A 19345-nucleotide genomic window follows, 5' to 3' on the forward strand; every position below is an offset into this window, starting at 1 on the left:
TCAGTTGCTGGCCGTCAGGACGTTGTAGGTGCGCAGCATGTTGATCCGGCTCAGCATGGCGCTCGTGTAGTTCAGGAATTCCGAGCGCGACTTGCCGGTCAGCGTGGGCGCTTCCATCAGTGTTGTCGTCAGCGGATTCTGGGGCACGTCGTTGTAGCGGAATTCGTAATGCAGGTGCGGCCCGGTAGCCCAGCCGGTGGACCCGACGTAGCCGATCACCTCGCCCTGGCCGACGTGCTGGCCGTCACGCAGGCCGGCAAAGCCGGACAGGTGGGCGTAGTAAGTCGAATAGCCGCCGGCATGTCGCAGGATGATCAAGTTGCCGTAGCCGTTCTGCTGGCCCACGAACTCTACCGTGCCTTCGCCCGAGGCGAACACCTTGGTGCCCGTGGGGGCGGCGAAGTCGACGCCCTTGTGCTGCGCCCACTTGTGATGCAGCGGATGGTCGCGGCCGCCGAAGCCCGACGAGACGCGCGAGAACTCCACCGGCGAACGCAGGAACGGGCGCTTCATGCTGCGGCCGTCGAACGTGTAATAGGCCCCGGGTTCGCCGTCCGTGGGCGAATACCAGAGCGCCTGGTACAGCGTGTTCCGGTTGATCAGTTCGATCGCCACCACGCGGCCGTTGCGCACGAAGGCGCCGTCGCGGAAGCCGGCTTCATAGACGATGCGGAAACGGTCGCCACGGGCAATGTCATGGTGGAAGTCGATGACCCCCGAGAAGATCGAGATCATCTGGCTGACGATCTCGTCCGGCACGTTCGCCGCGTCCATCGACTTGAAGAAGCCGTTGTTCTCGATGGCGCCAGAGGCCATCTCGTAGTGCACGTCGTTGTCCACTGAAGCGATACGCGCCCTGTACGTGTAGTCGCCGCCGTCCTTCTGCGGGGCCACGCGCTCGACCACGAGTTCACGGGAACTCGCGGCGTCGCCGCCCAGGTTGGCCTGCAGCGCGACCAGCAGATTGCTGTCGTCGATCTCGGCCTGCACCGTCTGGCCGGGATTCAGGCCGAACAGGCCACGGGCGGTCGGGTTCTTGAGGATGAACGATTGCGCGTCGGGATCGTCGACGCCGAGCCGGCGCAACAGCGTGGAGATGGTGTCGCCGCGCTGCATTCGTTCCTGACGCACGTAGACACTCTGCTCATCCGTCTCGGTGAGCAGTTCGAGTTGCTGGCGCACATCCGGCATCCGCAGGGCCTGCTCGACGCGCGGGGCCAGCGGATCATCGAAGGCATTGCGCGGGGCGACGCCCATGGCTGCAGCCATGCCAAGGGTGAATACCGTGCCAACGGCGACGGTCAATTGTTTGCGGCGACGCGTGTGCTGGGGATTGGTAGGGTCGACGAGTACCACCAGCTCGCGCGCGAAAACTTCGCGGAGACTAGACCACATCACGTAGAATTCAAGCTTTCCGTATTACCTAGGGCCGCTGCCGCGACGATATGTGTCGTCTGCCTTCCTCCCCCGAGGTGCGGTGCGGGCGTTGTTTGTATGCCGCCTAGAATGACGGTTGGCCGACGGTTTATCCCGTCTGGCGCAAAGCGCGGATTATACCAGAACGAATCTGATTGTCCGTCGCAAATTCTTTATAGATTTCAAAGACTTACGTCATGAGTGAAGTGTCCCCGGCCGCCGCGGCCAACTATCCACTTACGCCGTCGGTGATGCGCGCACTGGAGATCACCAAGCGCGGCTGCGACGAGCTCCTTGTTGAATCCGAATGGTTGCAGAAGCTGGCCCGCAGCGAGGCCACCGGCGTGCCGCTGCGGATCAAGCTTGGCCTGGATCCGACCGCGCCCGACATCCATCTGGGCCACACCGTGGTCCTGAACAAGCTGCGCCAGCTCCAGGATCTGGGCCACCAGGTGATCTTTCTGATCGGCGATTTCACGTCGACGATCGGCGATCCCTCGGGCCGCAATTCCACCCGCCCGCCGCTGACCCGGGAGCAGATCGAGGCCAACGCCCAGACCTACTACCGCCAGGCCAGCCTGGTGCTCGATCCGGCACGTACCGAAATCCGCTACAACAGCGAGTGGTGCGACCCACTGGGCGCCCGCGGCATGATCCAGCTCGCGGCCAAGTACACCGTGGCCCGGATGATGGAGCGCGACGACTTCACCAAACGGTTCCGGTCTGGGATTCCGATTTCGGTCCATGAGTTCCTTTATCCGCTCATGCAGGGCTACGATTCCGTGGCGCTGAAGTCGGATCTGGAGCTGGGCGGCACCGACCAGAAGTTCAATCTGCTGGTGGGTCGCGAGCTGCAGAAGGAGTACGGCCAGGAATCGCAGTGCATCCTGACGATGCCGCTGCTGGTGGGGCTGGACGGCGTTGAGAAGATGTCGAAGTCCAAGAACAACTACATCGGCGTGACCGAGGCCCCGAACGACATGTTCGGCAAGCTGATGAGCATCTCGGACGAACTGATGTGGCAGTACTACACGCTGCTGTCGTCCCGCCCGATGAGCGAGATTGACCTGATGAAGAACGAAGTGGCGCTGGGCCGCAACCCGCGCGACTGCAAGGTGGCTCTGGCCCAGGAGATCGTCACGCGTTTCCACAGCCAGGCTGATGCCGAGAAGGCGCTCGAGGACTTCAATCATCGCGCCCGTGGCGGCGTGCCCGACGACATCCCGGCCGTGAGCCTCGAAGGCGCGCCGCTGGGCATCGCGCAACTGCTCAAGCAGGCCAATCTCGTGCCGTCGACCTCCGAGGCCAACCGCAATATCGAGCAGGGCGGCGTGAAGATCGATGGTGCCGTGGTCAGCGACAAGGCGACCAAGGTGGCCGCCGGCACGTACGTGGTGCAGGTGGGCAAGCGCCGCTTCGCGCGCGTGACGCTTTCCTGAGCCCGGGCCCTCGATGATCGCCCTGATCCAGCGCGTTTCGCAGGCGCGCGTGACTGTGGATGGTCGCACCACCGGCGAGATCGGCGCGGGCCTGCTGGCGCTGGTCTGTGCCGAGCGCGGCGACACCGAGGCGCAGGCCGAGCGATTGCTGGCCAAGCTGTTGTCGTACCGTGTGTTTTCCGACGCGGAAGGGCGGATGAACCTGCCGGTGCAGAACATGGACGGCCAGGGCACCGCAGGCGGGCTACTCGTGGTGTCCCAGTTCACGCTGGCTGCCGATACCAACAGCGGCACCCGGCCGAGCTTCACCCCGGCCGCCGCGCCCGAGGACGGCCGCCGCCTTTACGATCATTTCGTGACCCGCGCCCGCGCCGCGCATCCGTCGGTGCAGACCGGCGAGTTCGGCGCGATGATGCAGGTCAGCCTGACCAACGATGGTCCCGTGACGTTCTGGCTGCGCGTGCCACCGGCAGCGAATGCCTGACGTCGCCCGAGATCGACACCCAAGGAGATCCCCATGAAACTCTGGAGCAAGGCCTTTGCCGACAATGCGCCGATTCCCGGCGAGTTTGCGTTTTGCGTGCCCGACGCGGCCAGTCATGTCGCGCTGTCGAGCAACCGCAACCCGGATCTGCATTGGGATGACGTGCCCGCCGCCACCCGTTCGTTCGTGCTGATCTGCCATGACCGCGATGTGCCGAGCAAGGGCGACGACGTCAACCAGGAAGGCCGCGAGGTTCCGGAATCGCTGCCGCGCGTGGACTTTTTCCACTGGGTGCTGATCGACGTTCCGCCCGGTCTACACACGATCTCGGCAGGCTCGCACAGCGACGGCGTGATCGCGCGAGGCAAGCCGGGCCCCGAGGCGCTGGTGGGTACCGCCACGGCTGGCGGCCTGCGCCACGGCCTGAACGACTACACGGGCTGGTTCGCCGGTGACGCGGATATGAAGGGCGACTACTTCGGCTATGACGGCCCGTGCCCTCCGTGGAACGATTCGATCATTCACCACTACGTATTCACCGTGTACGCGCTCGATATCGACCGCGTTCCGGTCGAAGGCAAGTTCACCGGTGCCGACGTGCGCCGCGCGATCCAGGGCCATGTCCTGGCCGAGGCCAGCCTGACCGGTACATACACCCTTAACCCGAGGCTCGTGAAGTAACCTCGTTCGCCCCGCCGGGCGTCAGACCCGGCCCGAACCGTCGCCTCCCGAGGAATCGGCAATGTCGCAAAGCACTGGCCCGCAATCGCTGGCCTACACCCACCTGATCGTGATTCGCCATGGCGAGACGGCCTGGAACCGCGAGCGGCGGCTGCAGGGCCAGCTCGACATCCCACTGAACGACACTGGCCGCGCCCAGGCGAGCGCGCTGGCCGAGGCGCTGGCCGGCGAGCCGATCGACGCGGTCTATTCGAGTGACCTGGGTCGTGCCATGCAGACGGCGGCGCCGCTGGCCGAGACGCTGGGTTTGCAGGTGCGGCCCGAGCGTCGACTGCGGGAGCGTTGCTATGGCGATCTGGAGGGGATGACCTACGCTGAAGTGGCGGAGAAGCGCCCTGAGGATTTCGCGCGCTGGCAGGCGCGCGTGCCCGACTACGCGCCGCCCGAGGGCGAATCGCTGCGCGAGTTCCACGACCGGGCGGTCGAGGTGGCGCTGTATCTGTCGCGGCGCCATCCTGGCGAGCGCATCGCGCTGGTGGCGCACGGCGGCGTGCTCGACTGCCTCTACCGCGAGGCGGCGGGCATGACCCTCGAAGCGCCGCGCGAGCACGAACTGCTCAATGCCAGCGTCAACCGCCTGCGGTGCGACACCGCCCACCTTACCCTGCTGCAATGGGCCGACGTCAGCCACCTAGAGGCGCTGGCGCTGGACGAAGTCGATCGACGCGTCCCCTGATCCTATCTACCTGATCCGATTCTCCGGACTACGCCCGGGCGTCCAGCCGCGAGCGTCGGTGCAATAAAAAACTCCCGGCCACGGCCGGGAGTTGTCCAATCGCAGAGGAGGAGAGACCCTGCGAATTACAGGTCCAGCTTGCTGATCTTGGACCCGTCCAGTGAAACGTCGAACATCAGGCCGGCATTGGTCTGGACGAAGCCGATCACCGGCTGCTGGCCCGTAACCGTATCCACCTTGCCGTTCGCGCCGACCTTGGCCAGTGCCACGCTGGCATCGACGCCAGCCGTCCAGCCCTTGGCCTGCAAGAACTTGTTGTAGGCTTCCGGCGTCATGAACATGATGATCACCGAGCGCGACTGGCCGCCAGCCGTCAGGCCGAACGACGCGGCGATCGTGCGGTAGTAACCCACATTCGCGCCCTTGCTGCGCAGCACGCCGTCGCCGTACTCGCCGCCGATCACCAGGCCACCGGCCAGCACGCGCGGGAACACCAGAATGCCCTGCGCCTTATTGGCCAGTTCGCGCGAACCATCGACCGACGTGAACAGCCGGTTCAGCGCGCCCTCGGCGCCAGCATCGATTTCCTGACGCCGAGCAGCCGCGTCTTTCGAATCGCTGGAGCCCGTGGTCGTGCAACCTGCAGCCATGGCGGTAGCGACGAGCAGGCCGGAACCTGCCATACGGGTGACAAAGTTGCGTCGATTCATTGTTGTTCTCCTGATTGGGATGGCAGGTGGATTCTCCGGCTGAAAATCAGCCGGCATTCGGCGACTTGACGGTGATGGCCACCACTTCGCGCACAACAATCTTGGCCATTTGGCCCTGCTTAATGCTCGCCAGGTCGATATTCGGGTCCTGCACCTTCACGGTACGCAGGGTTTCACGCGGGCCGCGGAAGGTCACCATACGCTTTGCCACGTCCACCTTGGTGATCTGAGCGGTGATCGTGGTCGTGATTTCACGCATGACGCCAGGCTTGCCGCCCTCGGCGGCGTGGGAAACGCGTTCCACCTGCTCCAGCAGCGGGGTGTCCTTGCTGTCCACCGGCTGGAGCGCCGCCACCACCGCCGCGCCGCGCGTGAGCGTCACGATATCGCCCTTGCGCACGTTGCCGATGTTCTTGGCTTCATCGCCAGCCACGAGCTCGACCAGATTGCCGCGCGGTCCCTGGACGAGTACGGCCTTCGACTGCGGATCGACATCGACCACCTTGCCGCTGACCACGGCTTCCTCGGCCACGCCGATCGGCGCAGGTGTCTTTGCCTGCGGCTTTTGCGCGTGCGCCACGCCCGTCGCGCCGATCGCCAGGGCGGCCGCCGCGGCAAGTACGGAGATCAGGGAAGTTGGTTTGGCTCGCAAATTCATTTCTGATCCTTATGGCGCAAACGCGCACCTGTAATTAAAGGGGATGCAGCCATTGTGGACAAGCGGCCAGAGGCCAGCAATCCACTTCGAAAAAATTTGCGACGGGGTGCTAAAACGTTTAAATGGCGCGCCCGGCGGTCGCCGGGGCATCTGGAGGCGCAAAAAAAAGGCCGTGGAACGGCCTTGGGCGGGATGCGGAAAATCAGAGCCCTTCGGCGGGCTCGGCACCACCGTCGCGGGGCGATGCCAGCCCGAAATGGCGGTAGGCGGCGGCTGTCGCCATACGTCCTCGCGGCGTCCGCTGCAGGTAGCCCTGCTGGATCATGTAGGGCTCCAGCACGTCCTCGATCGTGTCGCGGGCTTCGCCGATCGCTGCGGCCAGATTGTCCACGCCGACCGGGCCACCGTCGAATTTATGCAACACGGCTTCCAGCAGCTTGCGGTCCATCAGGTCGAAGCCAACGCTATCCACGTCGAGCATCTCCAGTGCGGCGTCGGCCAGCTCTCTAGTGATTGTTCCGTCGCTTTTCACCTCGGCAAAGTCGCGCACGCGACGTAGCAGCCGGTTGGCGATCCGGGGCGTGCCACGCGCGCGGCGGGCAATTTCCAATGCGCCGGCCGGGTCGATGGCGGCATTCAGCAATTGTGCCGAGCGCGCGACGATGCGCGCGAGCTCGTCCGGGGTATAGAACTCGAGCCGCGCCACGATGCCGAAACGGTCGCGCAGCGGATTGGTCAGCATCCCGGCGCGCGTGGTGGCGCCCACCAGCGTGAAGGGTTGCAGGTCGAGCTTGACCGAGCGGGCCGCCGGGCCTTCGCCGATCATGATGTCGATCTGGTAGTCCTCCAGCGCCGGGTACAGGATTTCCTCGACCACCGGCGACAACCGGTGAATTTCGTCGATGAAGAGGACGTCGTGGGCTTCGAGATTGGTCAGCAGGGCGGCCAGATCGCCCGGGCGTTCGAGCACCGGCCCCGATGTCTGGCGCAGATTGACGCCCATCTCGCGCGCGATGATGTGGGCCAGCGTGGTCTTGCCCAGGCCGGGAGGCCCGAACAGCAGCACGTGGTCCAGTGCTTCGCGGCGCTTGCGGGCCGCGTGCATGAAGATGTCGAGCTGGCCGCGCACCTTCTCCTGGCCGACGTATTCGTCGAGCAGCTTGGGCCGTAGCGCCCGCTCGAACGCTTCTTCCTGCGTGGAAGCGGGCGTGGCCGAGATCACGCGGTCGGGCAGGCGGTCGGCGCCGGTCAGCTTGTCGGTTTCAATCATGGCAGTCAGAAGCAATTTGCCGCCATTCTACGCTGCGCCCCCGCCCCGAGCCGTTCGCGGTGCGTCCTTAGCCTTTCGACAGCGCCTTCAGCGCGAGCTTGATACCGTCGGACACGCCGGTGCCGGCCGGCACCTGCTTGATGGCCTGCGCGGCCTCCTTCTCCGAGTAGCCGAGCGCGAGCAGCGCGTTGAGGATGTCGATGGCGCTATCGGCCACCGGGGTGGCGCCGGGAGCATGGCCCAGATCCGCGCCAAGCTTGCCCTTGAGCTCCAGTAGCAGCCGCTCTGCTGTCTTTTTGCCGATGCCCGGGATCTTGGTCAGCCGGCCCGCTTCCTGCATCGTCACGGCCTGTGCCAGTTCCGGTACCGAAAGCCCAGACAGCACGGCCAGCGCCATGCGCGCGCCGACGCCGGTGATCTTGATGAGTTCCCGGAATGTATTGCGTTCGGTGGCCGTGGCAAAGCCGAAGAGCAGGTGCGCGTCCTCCCGCACGATCTGCTGGGTCAGCAGCGTTACGGGATGGCCGATCGCCGGCAGGTTGTAGAACGTGCTCATCGGCACATCGATCTCGTAGCCGACGCCGTGGCAGTCGACCAGCAGATGCGGGGGATTCTTTTCGAGCAGGGTGCCGGCGATACGTCCGATCATGGTGGGTGCGATGAAGAAGCGAAATTGGCCGCAAGTGTAGCGCGGCGAGCGTGCTTAATGGCCGCCGTTGGCGGGTGGATCCACGGCGCGACGACCCAGCGCCGGGTCGTCGGTGAATACGCCGTCGACACCCGCGGCTGCGAAAGTCTGGATCTCGCTGATCATGCCGGCCGGGTTGCGCGTGGCATCGTCACCGGGCGCGCGCAGCGATTTCGGCAGGAACGCATTCTCGGGCCGGAATGTGTAAGGATGCACTACCAGGCCCGCCGCGTGAGCGTTGGCGAGCAGCGCGGTCGGCGAGGCGAGATTGCCGTTGGCATCGCGCGGGATCACGCTGTTCTTCTCGGGGCCGATGCCGTTGGCGTAGGTGGCCACTTCGCGCAGGCCGATCGGCTTCATCATGTCGGCGTACGTGCGCGTATCACCTGCCAGACGCCAGTCCGCGGGACGGCTGCGCGGATTGCCGATAAGCTGGACGATCATCACGTTGGGCATCGAATTACCCAGCAATCGCTTGACGGTGCGCAGCGGCGTGGCTTCGAACGACTGCACATAGACCGGCACGGTCTTCGCGTAGGCGCTGCCCTGCAGCGCGGTTACGAGTCGCTCCTCCAGCGGCAGGCCGATACCGCGATAGTAAGTGGGATGCTTGAGTTCGGGATAGATCCCAACCGACCGTCCACGCTTCATGGCGGCCAGCTCGGCGAGCTTCAGGATTTCGTCGAATGTCGGGATCTCGAACTGGTCATTGAGCTTCGCATTGGCGGGACGCAGCTTCGGAATCCGCTCACGGGCGCGCAGCGTCTTCAGTTCGGCCAGCGTGAAGTCCTCGGTAAACCAGCCGGTCAGACGCTCGCCGTCGATGACCTTCACACGCTTGCGGTCTGCGAACTCCGGCACCTCGGCCACATTGGTGGTGCCCGTGATGTCGTTCTCGTGCCGCGCCACCAGCACGCCATCCTTCGTTGCCACGAGATCGGGCTCGATGATGTCGGCGCCGTCGTCGATCGCCTTCTGATAGGACGCCAGCGTGTGTTCCGGCCGCAGCGCGCTGGCGCCGCGATGGCCGATGATCAGCACGGGCTTCCGCGCGGCGCTGGTGGGAACGGATGCCGTGGATGGCACCTCCGGTGCAGCCGTGGACGTGGGCGCACGAGGCGGCGCCGCGCAGCCGGCAATGAGGCCAGCGGTCAGCGCGGCAAGCGAGAATCGGGTGATGAACGGATGGTGCATCGGAGCATTCCTGACGGTGTCACGAACGACGATTGTAAGCGCCGGCCGTAGCGGTCATCCCTAGGCGTTGCTCTGAAAATGGCAATCGATCGGCGTCGATCCGCTGGCGACAAATCAGCCGACCAGCCGGCCGCGCCGCACGCGCATTCCCTTGCGCGCCAGCTCAGGCGCCAGCCCGGCCAGCGTGCCGAGCGTGTCGCCGCCATTGGCATGGCAGATCGCCACGCCAAGCGCATCAGCCGCATCGGAGCTCGGACGGCCGGACAGCGACAGCAGCCGCATCACCATCTCCTGAACCTGCTCCTTGTTGGCCCGGCCGTATCCGACCACGGCTACCTTGAGCTGCAGCGCGGTGTATTCGAACACCGGCAGCCCTTGCACGACCAGCCCGCAGATCGCCGCGCCGCGTGCCTGGCCGAGCAGCAGGGTCGATTGAGGATTGACGTTGACGAAGACCTTTTCAATCGCCGCGCAGTCTGGCGCGTAGGTCCGCGCGACTTCGGAGATGCCGTCGTAAAGCGTCTTCAGGCGTTCGGGCAGGCTGGTCTCGCCATTGCTGCGGATCGTGCCCGACGCGACGTAGGCGAGCTTGTTGCCGTGCTTTTCGAGCACGCCAAAGCCAGTGGTTCGCAAACCGGGGTCAATGCCGAGAATACGCATGAAGCAAGGGCAGGGGGAGATGGGCGTAGTGTAGAGGATTACGCCGCAGGGGAGGGGTTGCGCGCCTCTCCCGTAGCGCGGGAGAGGCGCCGGGGCGAGGGCAGCGGTGTGCCCTCGCTACCGTTTTAGTGGCGGAAGTGGCGCGTGCCGGTCAGCACCATGGCGATGCCGCGCTCGTCGGCGGCGGCGATCACTTCATCGTCGCGCATCGAGCCGCCCGGCTGGATCACGCAAGTCGCGCCAGCGTCGACCACCACGTCCAGACCGTCGCGGAACGGGAAGAACGCGTCCGATGCCACGGCCGAACCCGCCAGCGTGAGGCCGGCGTTCTGGGCCTTGATGCTGGCGATGCGTGCCGAGTCCACGCGGCTCATCTGGCCCGCGCCCACGCCCAGCGTCATGCCGTTGCCGCAGAACACGATGGCGTTCGACTTGACGAACTTGGCCACGCGCCAGGCGAACATCAGATCGTCCATTTCCTTCGGCGTCGGATGGCGGCGCGTCACCACGCGCAGTTCGGACGGCTGCACGTTGCGCGCATCCGGGCCCTGCACCAGCAGGCCGCCGCCCACGCGCTTCAGGTCGTACTGATTCACGCCCTTGCCCAGCGGGATCTCCAGCAGACGCACGTTCTGCTTGGCGGCAAACACGTTGCGCGCGGCCGCGCTGAACGACGGGGCGATCAGCACTTCCACGAACTGTTTGGCCACGGCTTGTGCGGCAGCTTCGTCCAGTTCGACGTTGAAGGCGATGATGCCGCCGAAGGCCGAGGTCGAGTCGGTCTTGAAGGCCTTGTCGTAGGCTTCTAGCGCGTTCGCGCCAACCGCCACGCCGCACGGATTGGCGTGCTTGACGATCACGCATGCGGCGTTGTTGGCGGCGTCGAACGACTTGACGCATTCCCACGCGGCGTCGGCATCGGCGATGTTGTTGTAGGACAGTTCCTTGCCCTGCAACTGCACGTAGTTGGCCAGCGCGCCGTCGAAGGCCTTGAGGTCGCGGTAGAACGCGGCTGACTGGTGCGGGTTCTCGCCGTAGCGCATTTCCTGGACCTTCTCGAAGGCCAGGTTCAGCGTCTGCGGATAGGCGCTGCGGGCCTGGTGCGACTTGTCGGCGCCGAGGCTGGTCAGGTAGTTAGTGATCGCGCCGTCGTACTGGGCGGTGTGGGCGAACACCTTGGTAGCCAGGCGGAAGTTCGTGTCGTAGCCGACGCTGTTGACATTGGCGCGCATCTCGCCGAGTACCACCGCGTAATCGGCCGGATCGACGATCACGGTCACGTCGCGGTGATTCTTGGCCGCCGAGCGCAGCATGGTCGGGCCGCCGATGTCGATGTTCTCGATGGCGTCCGGCAGCGTGCAGTCATCCTTGGCCACGGTCTGCTGGAACGGGTACAGGTTCACCACCAGCAGGTCGATCGTCGGAATGTTGTGCTCGGCCAGGGCTGCCATGTGTTCCGGCAGATCGCGACGGGCCAGGATGCCGCCGTGAACCTTCGGGTGCAGCGTCTTCACGCGGCCGTCGAGCATCTCGGGGAAGCCCGTGTAATCGGCCACCTCCGTGACAGGCAGGCCGGCCTCGGCCAGCAACTTGGCGGTACCGCCGGTGGAAAGCAGCGTGACGCCAAGCGCATTGAGTTCGCGCGCGAAGTCGACGATGCCGGTTTTGTCTGAAACGGAGAGAAGAGCTTGCTTGATCATGGCTGTGGGGAACGCGTCAAATTCAAAGTAAACCGTGTTGCTGCAGCTTCTTGCGAAGGGTGTTGCGGTTGATGCCGAGATACGCGGCTGCCAGTGACTGGTTGCGCTCGGCGCGCGTCATCACGGCTTCCAGCAGGGGCCGCTCCACGGCCTCCAGCACCATGTTGTACATGTTGGACGGCACTTCGCCGTCCAGATCGCGAAAGTAGGTATCCAGGCTATCCCGGATGCATTGGTCGATGGCGTTGCGGCTCATGCGGCAAGCAATTCCCGTTTCTTGTTGTTGTCGAGCGCGTCGTCGTCCGCTGCGGCATTCTCGTCGACATAGACCAGGCGGTCGGAGATTGCAGCCTGTTCGTCGAAGAATGCGTTGACGGCCGCGAGTTGCGCGTCGGTGGATTCCAGTGTGTTCATGCGATGCCGGAACAGGTTCGCGCCCTTGAGGCCGCGCGTGTACCAGGCAATATGCTTGCGGGCGGTGCGCACTCCGGTGAACTCGCCGTAGAACGCGTAGTGGTCCGCAAGGTGATGGTTCATGATCGCGCGGATCTCGGCCACTTCTGGCGAGGGCAGCAGTTCGCCCGTCTTCAGGTAGTGCTCGATCTCGCGGAACAGCCAGGGGCGGCCCTGCGCGGCCCGGCCGATCATGATCGCGTCGGCGCCGGTCACGGCCAGCACATGTCGCGCCTTCTGCGGCGTGGTGATGTCGCCGTTGGCGACCACGGGGATGCGGATCGACGACTTGACGGCGGCGATCGTCTCGTACTCGGCTTCGCCATGATAGAGATCGGCGCGCGTGCGGCCGTGGATCGTCAGCATGCTGATGCCGGCGTCTTCCACCATGCGCGCCACGCGCAGCGCATTCTTGTGCTCGCGATCCCAGCCGGTGCGGATCTTCAGCGTGACGGGCACGCGGTCGCCCACGGCGGCCACCACGGCCTCGACGATGCGCACGACCAGCGGCTCGTTCTGCAGCAGCGCCGAACCGGCGGCCACGTTGCAGACCTTCTTGGCCGGGCAGCCCATGTTGATGTCGATGATCTGGGCGCCGCGGTCCACGTTGTAGCGGGCCGCCTCGGCCATCATCGACGGCTCCGCGCCTGCGATCTGCACCGAAATCGGTTCCACCTCGCCGGCATGGTTGGCGCGGCGCATGGTCTTTTCGCTTTTCCAGAGCTGGGCGTTCGACGCGACCATCTCGGACACCGCGTAGCCCGCGCCAAGCTGCTTGCAAAGCTGGCGGAAGGGCCGGTCGGTCACCCCGGCCATGGGGGCGACGAACAGGTTGTTGCGAAGTTGGTGCGGACCGATCTGCACGATGGAACGGTGTTGGGTGCGTTCAGGCGAAGCTGGCGATATGCAAAAACATGCCCCTGCCAAGCCTTGGGGCCGGCGCAAGTCGGGTCATGTGCGAGGGCGGGATTTTACCGCCAATCCGGTACGGTTGCTCAAGAAATGAGCAAATATCATGAAGACGGCCCCGCAAAGGGGCCGTCGGGGAGCCGCCTGGCAAATATCGACTAGCCGCGTGCGCCGTACATCATCTGCCGCGCCAGCGCGTGCTTGAGCGGCGCCACGCAGGCCAGTGCTGCGAGCGACGCGCCACGGGCGTGGGCCGCCATCGGGCCGCCCACGGCGAACACGCGCGGCAGCAGGTCGGTGATGCCGATTGTCATCGCGCGGTCGACCCGGTGCCGGCTCGCGAACGCCTCCAGTGCCTGTGGTGTGCAGCCGGCGCGCAGCGAATCGGCCAGCGCGAATGCATCGCGAAGGCCCAGGTTCAGCCCCTGTCCGGCCACCGGATGTAGCGTCTGCGCGGCATTCCCGACCGCGGCAACGCGCCCGTCGACCGTGACCGGCGCGGCATTGAGCCCGAGCGGGAACGCGTGGCGCTTGCCAACCAGCGTGAACCGGCCCATTCGCGTACCGAACGCCTGGCCCAGTTCATATGCGAACTCGTCCTCTGGGAGCGCGAGCCGGCGCATGGCCTGCTCGGGCGGGCAGCACCAGACCAGCGCGTAGCCCTGCACGCCATGTTCCTCGTGTGGCAGCAGCGCCAGCGGCCCTTCCTCGGTAAAACGTTCCCACGCCCAGCCGGGTTGTGGTTGCGTACACGTCACATGGCCGATGATCGCGGTCTGTTGATAGTCGCGTCGCCGCGCGGCCTCGGTGCCACGCGACAGCCGCTGGATTTGCTGGTGGAACAGTCCGCCTTCGGCCTGCACAGCGATGCGGGCCGCAAACGCTACCGGCAATCCTTCCTGCTCTGCGTGCGAGGTGCCGGTCAGCCGGACCAGGGCGGCGTCGCTCCGGTTGCTGCCGTCGCTGCGGTCGCCTTGATCGATGTTGTCGATACGCGTCTCGAAGGCGCGTTCAAGCCGGCCCGGAGCGGCGTCGGCGGCGCGGGCGAGCGCGCGTTCGAGGGTCTGGCAAAGGTCGCCGTACCTGACCACATAGCCCAGCGCGGGCACGCCGTAGTCGTCGCCATGGAGCTTCACATGACCGAAGCGGCCGCGCTGCGAGACATGGATATGCTCGATCGCCTGCGCCGGCACCGGCCATGCGCCGATCTGCTCGAGCAACTGGCGGCTGCCGTGCGACAAGGCAATGGCGCGCGGATCACGTGCGGCGCGCGCCGGCGTGGCCGCGTCGATCAGCGTGATGCGCCACGATGTGGTGCGTAGCAACTGCGCCGCCAGCGCCAAGCCGACCGGCCCGCCGCCGACAATGACGATGTCGCGCGGCTCAACCGCGAGTGCGTCAGTGCTGGTTGGCAGCGTCATGGCTGGTTTCCTCGTCCTTGCGCGCTTGGGCTTCGGCTTCGGATCGCTTCCACAGATTCGCGTCGGTGCGTGACTTGCCAGAGGTGGCGTCGCGCATCGCGTTATCGAGTTTCTGCTGATGGAAGCCGGGCAGCTCCTGCAGGCGCCGCACCAGCGCCTCGTGGTTGGCCGCGGTCATCGGCACCACGCAGCCTTGCTGACTTGCGGCGTCGCCGGCCAGGATCAGCCATGCGGTGCCTGCCCACGGCGCGCGGTCGGACACGCGCACCACGACTTTCTCCAGCGCGTCCCAGGCCAGCTCTTCGCGCTGGCCGTCGGGGCGGTGCACCACGACGCGGTCGTCATAAATATTGATCACGAATGGTTCGTTCGGATCGACTGCTCGCGTCGTGTGGGTCTTCGTGACGCCGGTTCCGAACAGTTTGCTCAACAATGCCTTCATCGCGACATGCCTCCGTTGTCGCGCATCAGTGCCTCGATCTCGTCGGCCTTCACAGGCACGCCGCGCGTGATCAGTTCGCAATCTCCCGAAGTCACCACGGCGTCGTCCTCGATGCGGATGCCGATGTGCCAGTAGCGTTCGGGTACGTCTTCGGCCGGGCGCACGTAGATGCCCGGCTCGATGGTTACCACCATGCCCGCCTCGAGCGGACGCCATGGTCGTTCGCCCTCGTGGCCTGCCGGCAGCGGGCCGGGCACGCGGTATTCACCCACGTCGTGCACGTCCATGCCGAGCCAGTGGCCCGTGCGGTGCATGTAGAAGCGGCGATAGCTGCCGCTGGCCAGCACATCGTCGAGCGTGCCTTCCTTGTTGCGGTCGAGCAGGCCGGTGTCCAGCATGCCTTGCGCCAGCACACGCACCGCCGCGTCGTGCGGGACGTTGTATGGCACGCCCGCGCGTGTCTCGGCGATGGCGGCGTCCTGCGCGGCCTGCACGAGGTCATAGAGCTCGCGCTGCGCCGGCGTGAATCGGCCGTTGACCGGGAACGTGCGCGTGATGTCCGACGCGTAGCCGTCGAGTTCGCAACCCGCGTCGATCAGGCACAGGTCGCCGTCGCGCAGTTCGGCCGGACCCGCCCGGTAGTGCAGCACGCAAGCGTTGGGGCCCGTGGCGACGATCGAGTTGTAGGCCACGCTCTGGGCGCCGTGGCGGCGGAATTCGTAGAGCAGTTCGGCTTCGAGGTGGTACTCGCGCAAGCCTTGGCGCGACGTGCGCATCGCACGAACATGCGCCTGGGCCGAGATCTCGGCGGCACGGCGCATCGTGACCAGTTCGCCCGCATCCTTGAACAGGCGCATCTCGTCGAGCAGTGTGCGGACGTCTAGCGCGGCCGACGGGGAGGACACCCCGGCGCGGCCCTGCATCCGTACCGCATCCAGCCAGCCACGCACGCGTGCGTCGAAGTCTGCGGTGGCGGCCAGCGGATAGGCCAGCGTGGCGCGGTTGGCCAGCATCGGCGGCAGCAGCTTGTCGATGTCTTCGACCGAGTGCGCCTCGTCGAAGCCGAACATCGCGCGCGCGCCTTCTGGCCCATAGCGGAAGCCATCCCAGATCTCGCGTTCTTCGTGCTTGGGCCGGCAGAACAGGATGCTGCTGTTGGTGTCGTCGCCCGGGCCGCCCGCCACCAGCACGAGCACTGCGTCTGGCTCGGTGAATCCGGTAAGGTAATAGAAATAGCTGTCGTGCCGGTACGGATAGTCGCTGTCGCGATTGCGCATGGCTTCCGGCGCGGTTGGCACGATGGCCACGCCGCCGCCGTTGGCGCGCAGATGTTTCAGCACACGGGCGCGGCGATCGCTGCACGCGCCGAGGAGGGCGGAGTCGGGTGCGGACATGGATGAAAGACGGTGAGGGGAATGCCCCGATTCTAAACCCGTCGGCGGGTAAAGCGGGCCGCGCGTGCGCACGATGCGGCGCAAAAGCGGGCGCGTACGGGGCTTTGGTAACGTTTGGGAGCGCGCCGCTATGCCCGCAGCGAGCGATCAAGCGCCGACAGTTGCGCAGGAGTGCCAACGTTTTCCCAGCGTCCGTCGAAGCGCTCGCCCGTGGCCAGGCTTGCCGCGATGGCTTCCCGATAGTAGGGCGACATCGCCACCTTCGCCCCGCGTTCGATTTCGCGGAACAGGCGGGTGTCGTACAGGCCGATATTGCCGAACGTCAGCGCGTGGCCGTCGGCGCTGGGCATCCGCAGCAGTCCGCCCGCATCCAGCACGAAATCGCCGCGCGGATGGAAGGGCGGATTCGGCACCATCACCAGATGCATGTGCGGGCGCGGGGCCGTGGCCATGGCGCGGGCGCGCGGCAACAGGGTGCGGTAGTCGAAGTCGCAGAAGATGTCGCCCGATACGGCCAGGAACACGTCGTCGGCGTCGGCCTTGCCGGTCAGCAGGGGCAGCGCGTGGGCGATGCCGCCGGCCGTTTCCAGCGCCGTGCCTTCGGCCGACCAATGGATGCGCGCGCCGAATTGCGAACCATCGCCCAGTGCCGACTCGAGCTGCTCGCCGAGCCAGGCGTGATTGATGACGATATCGGTGAGGCCGGCCCGCACCAGCGCCTCGACCTGCCACACGATCAGCGGCTTGCCTCCCACGGCCAGCAACGGCTTCGGGCAGGCATCTGTCAACGGTCGCATACGATCGCCGCGGCCGGCGGCGAAGATCATCGCTTTCAAATCAGAGCCTCCAGGGCAACCAGGGCGGCCATGCCTCCGGCGATGGTCCAGCCAACGCTGCGCGTGCGCGCGGCGATGACGATGGCCACCACGCCGGCGATCAGGCGTGCATTGTGCAGGCTGACGAACACGGCGCCGTCGCGCATCAGCAGGTCCGGCGCGATCAGGGCCGACAGCATGGCCGCCGGCACGAACTGCAGCGCCGTGCGAAACCATGCCGGAAGGCGCACGCGGCCCTCGACGGCGATGAATGACAGCCGGATCAGGAAAGTGGCCAGTCCCGCGCCGATGAATACCCACAGCAGGGTCATCTGGCTCATGCTGCGTGCTCCTTGCGATCGGTTTGGCCCGATGCGTCCGACGAGCGCCGCCCGGTACCGTCCCGGTCCCGCCCGCGCAGCAACATGCCTGCGGCAATGCCGCCCAGCGCCGCCACCATGATGCCGAGCTTGTGCGGCATGGCGAAGCACGCCACGGCCAGTACCGAGGCCACCAGCGCGGCGGCGGTCTGCGAGCGGTGCTTCAAATTCGGCACGATGATCCCGATGAAGGTCAGCGGCAGGAAGAAATCGAGCGGCCAGTCACGCGGCACCTGCGCGCCAACCAGCACACCGGCCAGCGTGGAGACCTGCCAGCTCGCCCAGAGCGAAAAGCCCGCGCCAAAGTAGAACCAGTGCCGGTAGCGCGCGCGCGGGCCAGTGTCTCCCAGACGGCGGGTCATGGCCGCGAACGCCTCGTCGGTCAGCAGATAGGCAATCAGCGCCTTCCAGCGGCGTGGCAGCGGTGCCAGGGATGCGGCAATCGTCGCGGAATAGAGCGCGTGTCGCAGATTGACCATCGCCACCGTGAACGCGACCACCAGCGCCGGCGTGCCGGCTGCCCAGAGTTGCGTCAGGATCATCTGCGATGCCCCGCCGAAGACGATCGCGCTCATCGCGCAGGCCAGCCAGGCCGGCATTCCGGCATTGACTGCCAGCACGCCGTAAATCAGGCCGAACGGCATCACGCCGAGCAGCATCGGCGCCAGCGCGCGGGCGCCGGCCCACCATTCGCCGCTGCGGGTGATAGCCTCGGCGGCCTCGGGGGTGTCAGGGGTGTCGGATGGGACCTCCACGTTGCACCCGCCTAGAACGTGAAGCCGGTGGGCCGCTCGGTGCCTTCGATCGCATCGAGCAGGCGCACGAGCTTGCGCATCTCGCTATACCGGCCTGCCACGTTGCGGGTGTATCGGAGCACGAGCGGCAGGTTGGCCAGATAGCCGTCCTTGCCGTCACGGTGATACAGACGCGCGAAGATACCAAGCACCTTGAGGTGGCGTTGCAGGCCCATCCATTCAAAGTCGCGGTAGAACTCGCCGAAATCGGCCGCCACGGGCAGCCCGGTCTTGCGGGCGCGTTCCCAGTAGCGGATCAGCCAGTCGAGCTGTTGCTCTTCTTCCCATTCGATATAGGCGTCGCGCCAGAGCGACACGGCGTCGTAGGTGATCGGGCCGATCACCGCATCCTGGAAGTCCAGGACACCGGGGTTGCTGGCTTCGGGCAGCACCATCAGGTTGCGCGAATGGTAGTCGCGATGCACGTAGACCTGCGGCTGCGCCAGGTTGTTGGCCATGATGGTCTCGAACACCTCACGCAGGTCGGCCTGCTGACGGTCGTCGAGCGTCACGCCGAGGTGCTTGGCGATGTACCACTGCGGGAACAGGTCCAGTTCGCGCTGCAGCAGCGCGCGGTCGTACGCCGGCAGTTCGCCCGGGCGGGTGGCGGCCTGGATCTTGACCAGCGCGGCGGCCGCATCGGTATAGAGATTGTGCGCCGAGGTGTCGTCCAGGCGCGACAGGTACGTCTGGCTGCCCAGATCGGCCAGCAGCAGGAAACCCTGCTCGAGATCCTGGGCCAGCACCGTCGGCACCGTCACGCCGGCATCGCCGAACAGCTTTGCCACATGGATGAACGGTCGGCAATCCTCGTGCGAGGGTGGCGCGTCCATCACGATCGCGGTGGGGTGCGCAGGGTGGCCGGTCCGCACGCGGAAGTAGCGGCGAAAGCTTGCGTCGGCCGACGCGGGGGCGCAGGAATCCGGGTCGATCGACCATGCCGCACCGAGTCTGGCTACCCACGTTTTGAGTTGTTCGATGCGCGGGTCTTGGCCCGTGGCGTGAAGAAGTGCAGACATGCCTGAAAGGGAGAATACGATGCCCCGTATAATACCCGACCAGACCCGGGCGCCGGGTGGCCTCCGGGAGGGGCCTTTGTCG

At 66.0% G+C, this 19345-nt stretch carries 21 protein-coding genes; 4 read left to right on the forward strand and 17 right to left on the reverse strand.

Going from position 1 to position 19345, the window contains the following annotated elements; genetic code table 11:
• Positions 1-1395, reverse strand: a complete 1395-nt coding sequence (locus tag K6G35_RS02065) for a M23 family metallopeptidase (RefSeq protein ID WP_008646013.1) — start codon at positions 1393-1395, stop codon at positions 1-3.
• Positions 1396-1613: 218 nt separating this feature from the next.
• On the opposite strand from K6G35_RS02065, the gene tyrS reads away from it, so the two are divergent.
• The 4 genes from tyrS (at position 1614) to K6G35_RS02085 (ending at position 4756) form a co-directional block, all read left to right on the forward strand.
• Positions 1614-2855, forward strand: a complete 1242-nt coding sequence (tyrS, locus tag K6G35_RS02070; protein WP_008646015.1) for a tyrosine--tRNA ligase — start codon at positions 1614-1616, stop codon at positions 2853-2855.
• A gap of 13 nt (positions 2856-2868) precedes the next feature.
• The gene (gene dtd, locus K6G35_RS02075) at positions 2869-3339 is read left to right on the forward strand and encodes a D-aminoacyl-tRNA deacylase (RefSeq protein WP_008646017.1); all 471 of its coding nucleotides are present in this window, start codon (positions 2869-2871) and stop codon (positions 3337-3339) included.
• 33 nt (positions 3340-3372) lie between these two features.
• Positions 3373-4020 carry a YbhB/YbcL family Raf kinase inhibitor-like protein gene (locus K6G35_RS02080; RefSeq protein WP_008646018.1) on the forward strand — a complete coding sequence of 216 codons (648 nt, stop codon included), beginning with the start codon at positions 3373-3375 and terminating at the stop codon, positions 4018-4020.
• Between the two features lie 61 nt (positions 4021-4081).
• On the forward strand, positions 4082-4756 hold the full coding sequence (locus tag K6G35_RS02085) for a histidine phosphatase family protein (protein ID WP_008646019.1): 675 nt from the start codon (positions 4082-4084) through the stop codon (positions 4754-4756).
• Between the two features lie 125 nt (positions 4757-4881).
• Here K6G35_RS02085 and K6G35_RS02090 read toward each other — a convergent pair whose 3' ends face one another.
• The 16 genes from K6G35_RS02090 to K6G35_RS02165 all read right to left on the reverse strand — a co-directional run bounded on the left by K6G35_RS02090 (position 4882) and on the right by K6G35_RS02165 (position 19263).
• On the reverse strand, positions 4882-5466 hold the full coding sequence (locus K6G35_RS02090) for a BPSL1445 family SYLF domain-containing lipoprotein (protein ID WP_008646020.1): 585 nt from the start codon (positions 5464-5466) through the stop codon (positions 4882-4884).
• Between the two features lie 46 nt (positions 5467-5512).
• Positions 5513-6124, reverse strand: coding sequence for a hypothetical protein (locus K6G35_RS02095; RefSeq protein WP_008646021.1), 612 nt, complete (start codon positions 6122-6124; stop codon positions 5513-5515).
• A 202-nt stretch (positions 6125-6326) separates the two neighbouring features.
• The gene (gene ruvB / locus K6G35_RS02100; RefSeq protein WP_008646022.1) at positions 6327-7394 is read right to left on the reverse strand and encodes a Holliday junction branch migration DNA helicase RuvB; all 1068 of its coding nucleotides are present in this window, start codon (positions 7392-7394) and stop codon (positions 6327-6329) included.
• 67 nt (positions 7395-7461) lie between these two features.
• The gene (ruvA, locus tag K6G35_RS02105) at positions 7462-8043 is read right to left on the reverse strand and encodes a Holliday junction branch migration protein RuvA (RefSeq protein WP_008646023.1); all 582 of its coding nucleotides are present in this window, start codon (positions 8041-8043) and stop codon (positions 7462-7464) included.
• A gap of 54 nt (positions 8044-8097) precedes the next feature.
• A complete protein-coding gene (locus tag K6G35_RS02110) occupies positions 8098-9276 on the reverse strand; it encodes a glycerophosphodiester phosphodiesterase (RefSeq protein ID WP_035881379.1) in 1179 nt (392 codons plus the stop codon).
• 114 nt (positions 9277-9390) lie between these two features.
• Positions 9391-9936, reverse strand: a complete 546-nt coding sequence (gene ruvC / locus K6G35_RS02115) for a crossover junction endodeoxyribonuclease RuvC (protein ID WP_017514768.1) — start codon at positions 9934-9936, stop codon at positions 9391-9393.
• Positions 9937-10061: 125 nt separating this feature from the next.
• Positions 10062-11636 (reverse strand): bifunctional phosphoribosylaminoimidazolecarboxamide formyltransferase/IMP cyclohydrolase, encoded by a 1575-nt coding sequence (gene purH / locus K6G35_RS02120; protein ID WP_495676032.1) that lies wholly within the window; start codon positions 11634-11636, stop codon positions 10062-10064.
• A 22-nt stretch (positions 11637-11658) separates the two neighbouring features.
• Complete coding sequence (locus tag K6G35_RS02125) at positions 11659-11892, reverse strand: Fis family transcriptional regulator (RefSeq protein ID WP_008646031.1); 234 nt, start codon at positions 11890-11892, stop codon at positions 11659-11661.
• Positions 11889-12953, reverse strand: coding sequence for a tRNA dihydrouridine synthase DusB (gene dusB / locus K6G35_RS02130; protein ID WP_008646033.1), 1065 nt, complete (start codon positions 12951-12953; stop codon positions 11889-11891). Before dusB ends, K6G35_RS02125 begins: the two co-directional genes overlap by 4 nt.
• A gap of 203 nt (positions 12954-13156) precedes the next feature.
• Positions 13157-14419 (reverse strand): UbiH/UbiF/VisC/COQ6 family ubiquinone biosynthesis hydroxylase, encoded by a 1263-nt coding sequence (locus tag K6G35_RS02135; protein WP_286882479.1) that lies wholly within the window; start codon positions 14417-14419, stop codon positions 13157-13159.
• Positions 14397-14861: a hypothetical protein gene (locus tag K6G35_RS02140; RefSeq protein WP_008648702.1), complete on the reverse strand. Its 465-nt coding sequence runs from the start codon at positions 14859-14861 to the stop codon at positions 14397-14399. The genes K6G35_RS02135 and K6G35_RS02140 overlap by 23 nt, the downstream gene beginning before the upstream one ends.
• Positions 14858-16255, reverse strand: a complete 1398-nt coding sequence (locus tag K6G35_RS02145) for an aminopeptidase P N-terminal domain-containing protein (RefSeq protein WP_008648703.1) — start codon at positions 16253-16255, stop codon at positions 14858-14860. The genes K6G35_RS02140 and K6G35_RS02145 overlap by 4 nt, the downstream gene beginning before the upstream one ends.
• 128 nt (positions 16256-16383) lie before the next feature.
• A complete protein-coding gene (murU, locus tag K6G35_RS02150; RefSeq protein ID WP_286882478.1) occupies positions 16384-17091 on the reverse strand; it encodes an N-acetylmuramate alpha-1-phosphate uridylyltransferase MurU in 708 nt (235 codons plus the stop codon).
• Positions 17088-17411: an AzlD domain-containing protein gene (locus K6G35_RS02155; protein ID WP_008648707.1), complete on the reverse strand. Its 324-nt coding sequence runs from the start codon at positions 17409-17411 to the stop codon at positions 17088-17090. Before K6G35_RS02155 ends, murU begins: the two co-directional genes overlap by 4 nt.
• A complete protein-coding gene (locus K6G35_RS02160) occupies positions 17408-18205 on the reverse strand; it encodes an AzlC family ABC transporter permease (RefSeq protein WP_008648709.1) in 798 nt (265 codons plus the stop codon). Before K6G35_RS02160 ends, K6G35_RS02155 begins: the two co-directional genes overlap by 4 nt.
• An 11-nt stretch (positions 18206-18216) precedes the next feature.
• Positions 18217-19263 (reverse strand): aminoglycoside phosphotransferase family protein, encoded by a 1047-nt coding sequence (locus tag K6G35_RS02165; RefSeq protein ID WP_008648711.1) that lies wholly within the window; start codon positions 19261-19263, stop codon positions 18217-18219.
• Between the last annotated feature and the right edge of the window lie 82 nt (positions 19264-19345).

This window comes from Cupriavidus sp. HY129, from assembly GCF_059492215.1.

Coding starts and splice junctions, on each gene's coding strand:
- K6G35_RS02080 (WP_008646018.1), top strand. CDS start 3,373: ATGAAACTCTGGAGCAAGGCCTTTGCCGACAATGCGCCGATTCCCGGC.
- K6G35_RS02135 (WP_286882479.1), bottom strand. CDS start 14,419: ATGACGCTGCCAACCAGCACTGACGCACTCGCGGTTGAGCCGCGCGAC.
- K6G35_RS02110 (WP_035881379.1), bottom strand. CDS start 9,276: ATGCACCATCCGTTCATCACCCGATTCTCGCTTGCCGCGCTGACCGCT.
- K6G35_RS02155 (WP_008648707.1), bottom strand. CDS start 17,411: ATGAGCCAGATGACCCTGCTGTGGGTATTCATCGGCGCGGGACTGGCC.
- tyrS (WP_008646015.1), top strand. CDS start 1,614: ATGAGTGAAGTGTCCCCGGCCGCCGCGGCCAACTATCCACTTACGCCG.
- K6G35_RS02165 (WP_008648711.1), bottom strand. CDS start 19,263: ATGTCTGCACTTCTTCACGCCACGGGCCAAGACCCGCGCATCGAACAA.
- K6G35_RS02140 (WP_008648702.1), bottom strand. CDS start 14,861: ATGAAGGCATTGTTGAGCAAACTGTTCGGAACCGGCGTCACGAAGACC.
- dtd (WP_008646017.1), top strand. CDS start 2,869: ATGATCGCCCTGATCCAGCGCGTTTCGCAGGCGCGCGTGACTGTGGAT.
- ruvC (WP_017514768.1), bottom strand. CDS start 9,936: ATGCGTATTCTCGGCATTGACCCCGGTTTGCGAACCACTGGCTTTGGC.
- ruvA (WP_008646023.1), bottom strand. CDS start 8,043: ATGATCGGACGTATCGCCGGCACCCTGCTCGAAAAGAATCCCCCGCAT.
- K6G35_RS02090 (WP_008646020.1), bottom strand. CDS start 5,466: ATGAATCGACGCAACTTTGTCACCCGTATGGCAGGTTCCGGCCTGCTC.
- K6G35_RS02145 (WP_008648703.1), bottom strand. CDS start 16,255: ATGTCCGCACCCGACTCCGCCCTCCTCGGCGCGTGCAGCGATCGCCGC.
- K6G35_RS02065 (WP_008646013.1), bottom strand. CDS start 1,395: ATGTGGTCTAGTCTCCGCGAAGTTTTCGCGCGCGAGCTGGTGGTACTC.
- K6G35_RS02125 (WP_008646031.1), bottom strand. CDS start 11,892: ATGAGCCGCAACGCCATCGACCAATGCATCCGGGATAGCCTGGATACC.
- K6G35_RS02095 (WP_008646021.1), bottom strand. CDS start 6,124: ATGAATTTGCGAGCCAAACCAACTTCCCTGATCTCCGTACTTGCCGCG.
- K6G35_RS02085 (WP_008646019.1), top strand. CDS start 4,082: ATGTCGCAAAGCACTGGCCCGCAATCGCTGGCCTACACCCACCTGATC.
- purH (WP_495676032.1), bottom strand. CDS start 11,636: ATGATCAAGCAAGCTCTTCTCTCCGTTTCAGACAAAACCGGCATCGTC.
- ruvB (WP_008646022.1), bottom strand. CDS start 7,394: ATGATTGAAACCGACAAGCTGACCGGCGCCGACCGCCTGCCCGACCGC.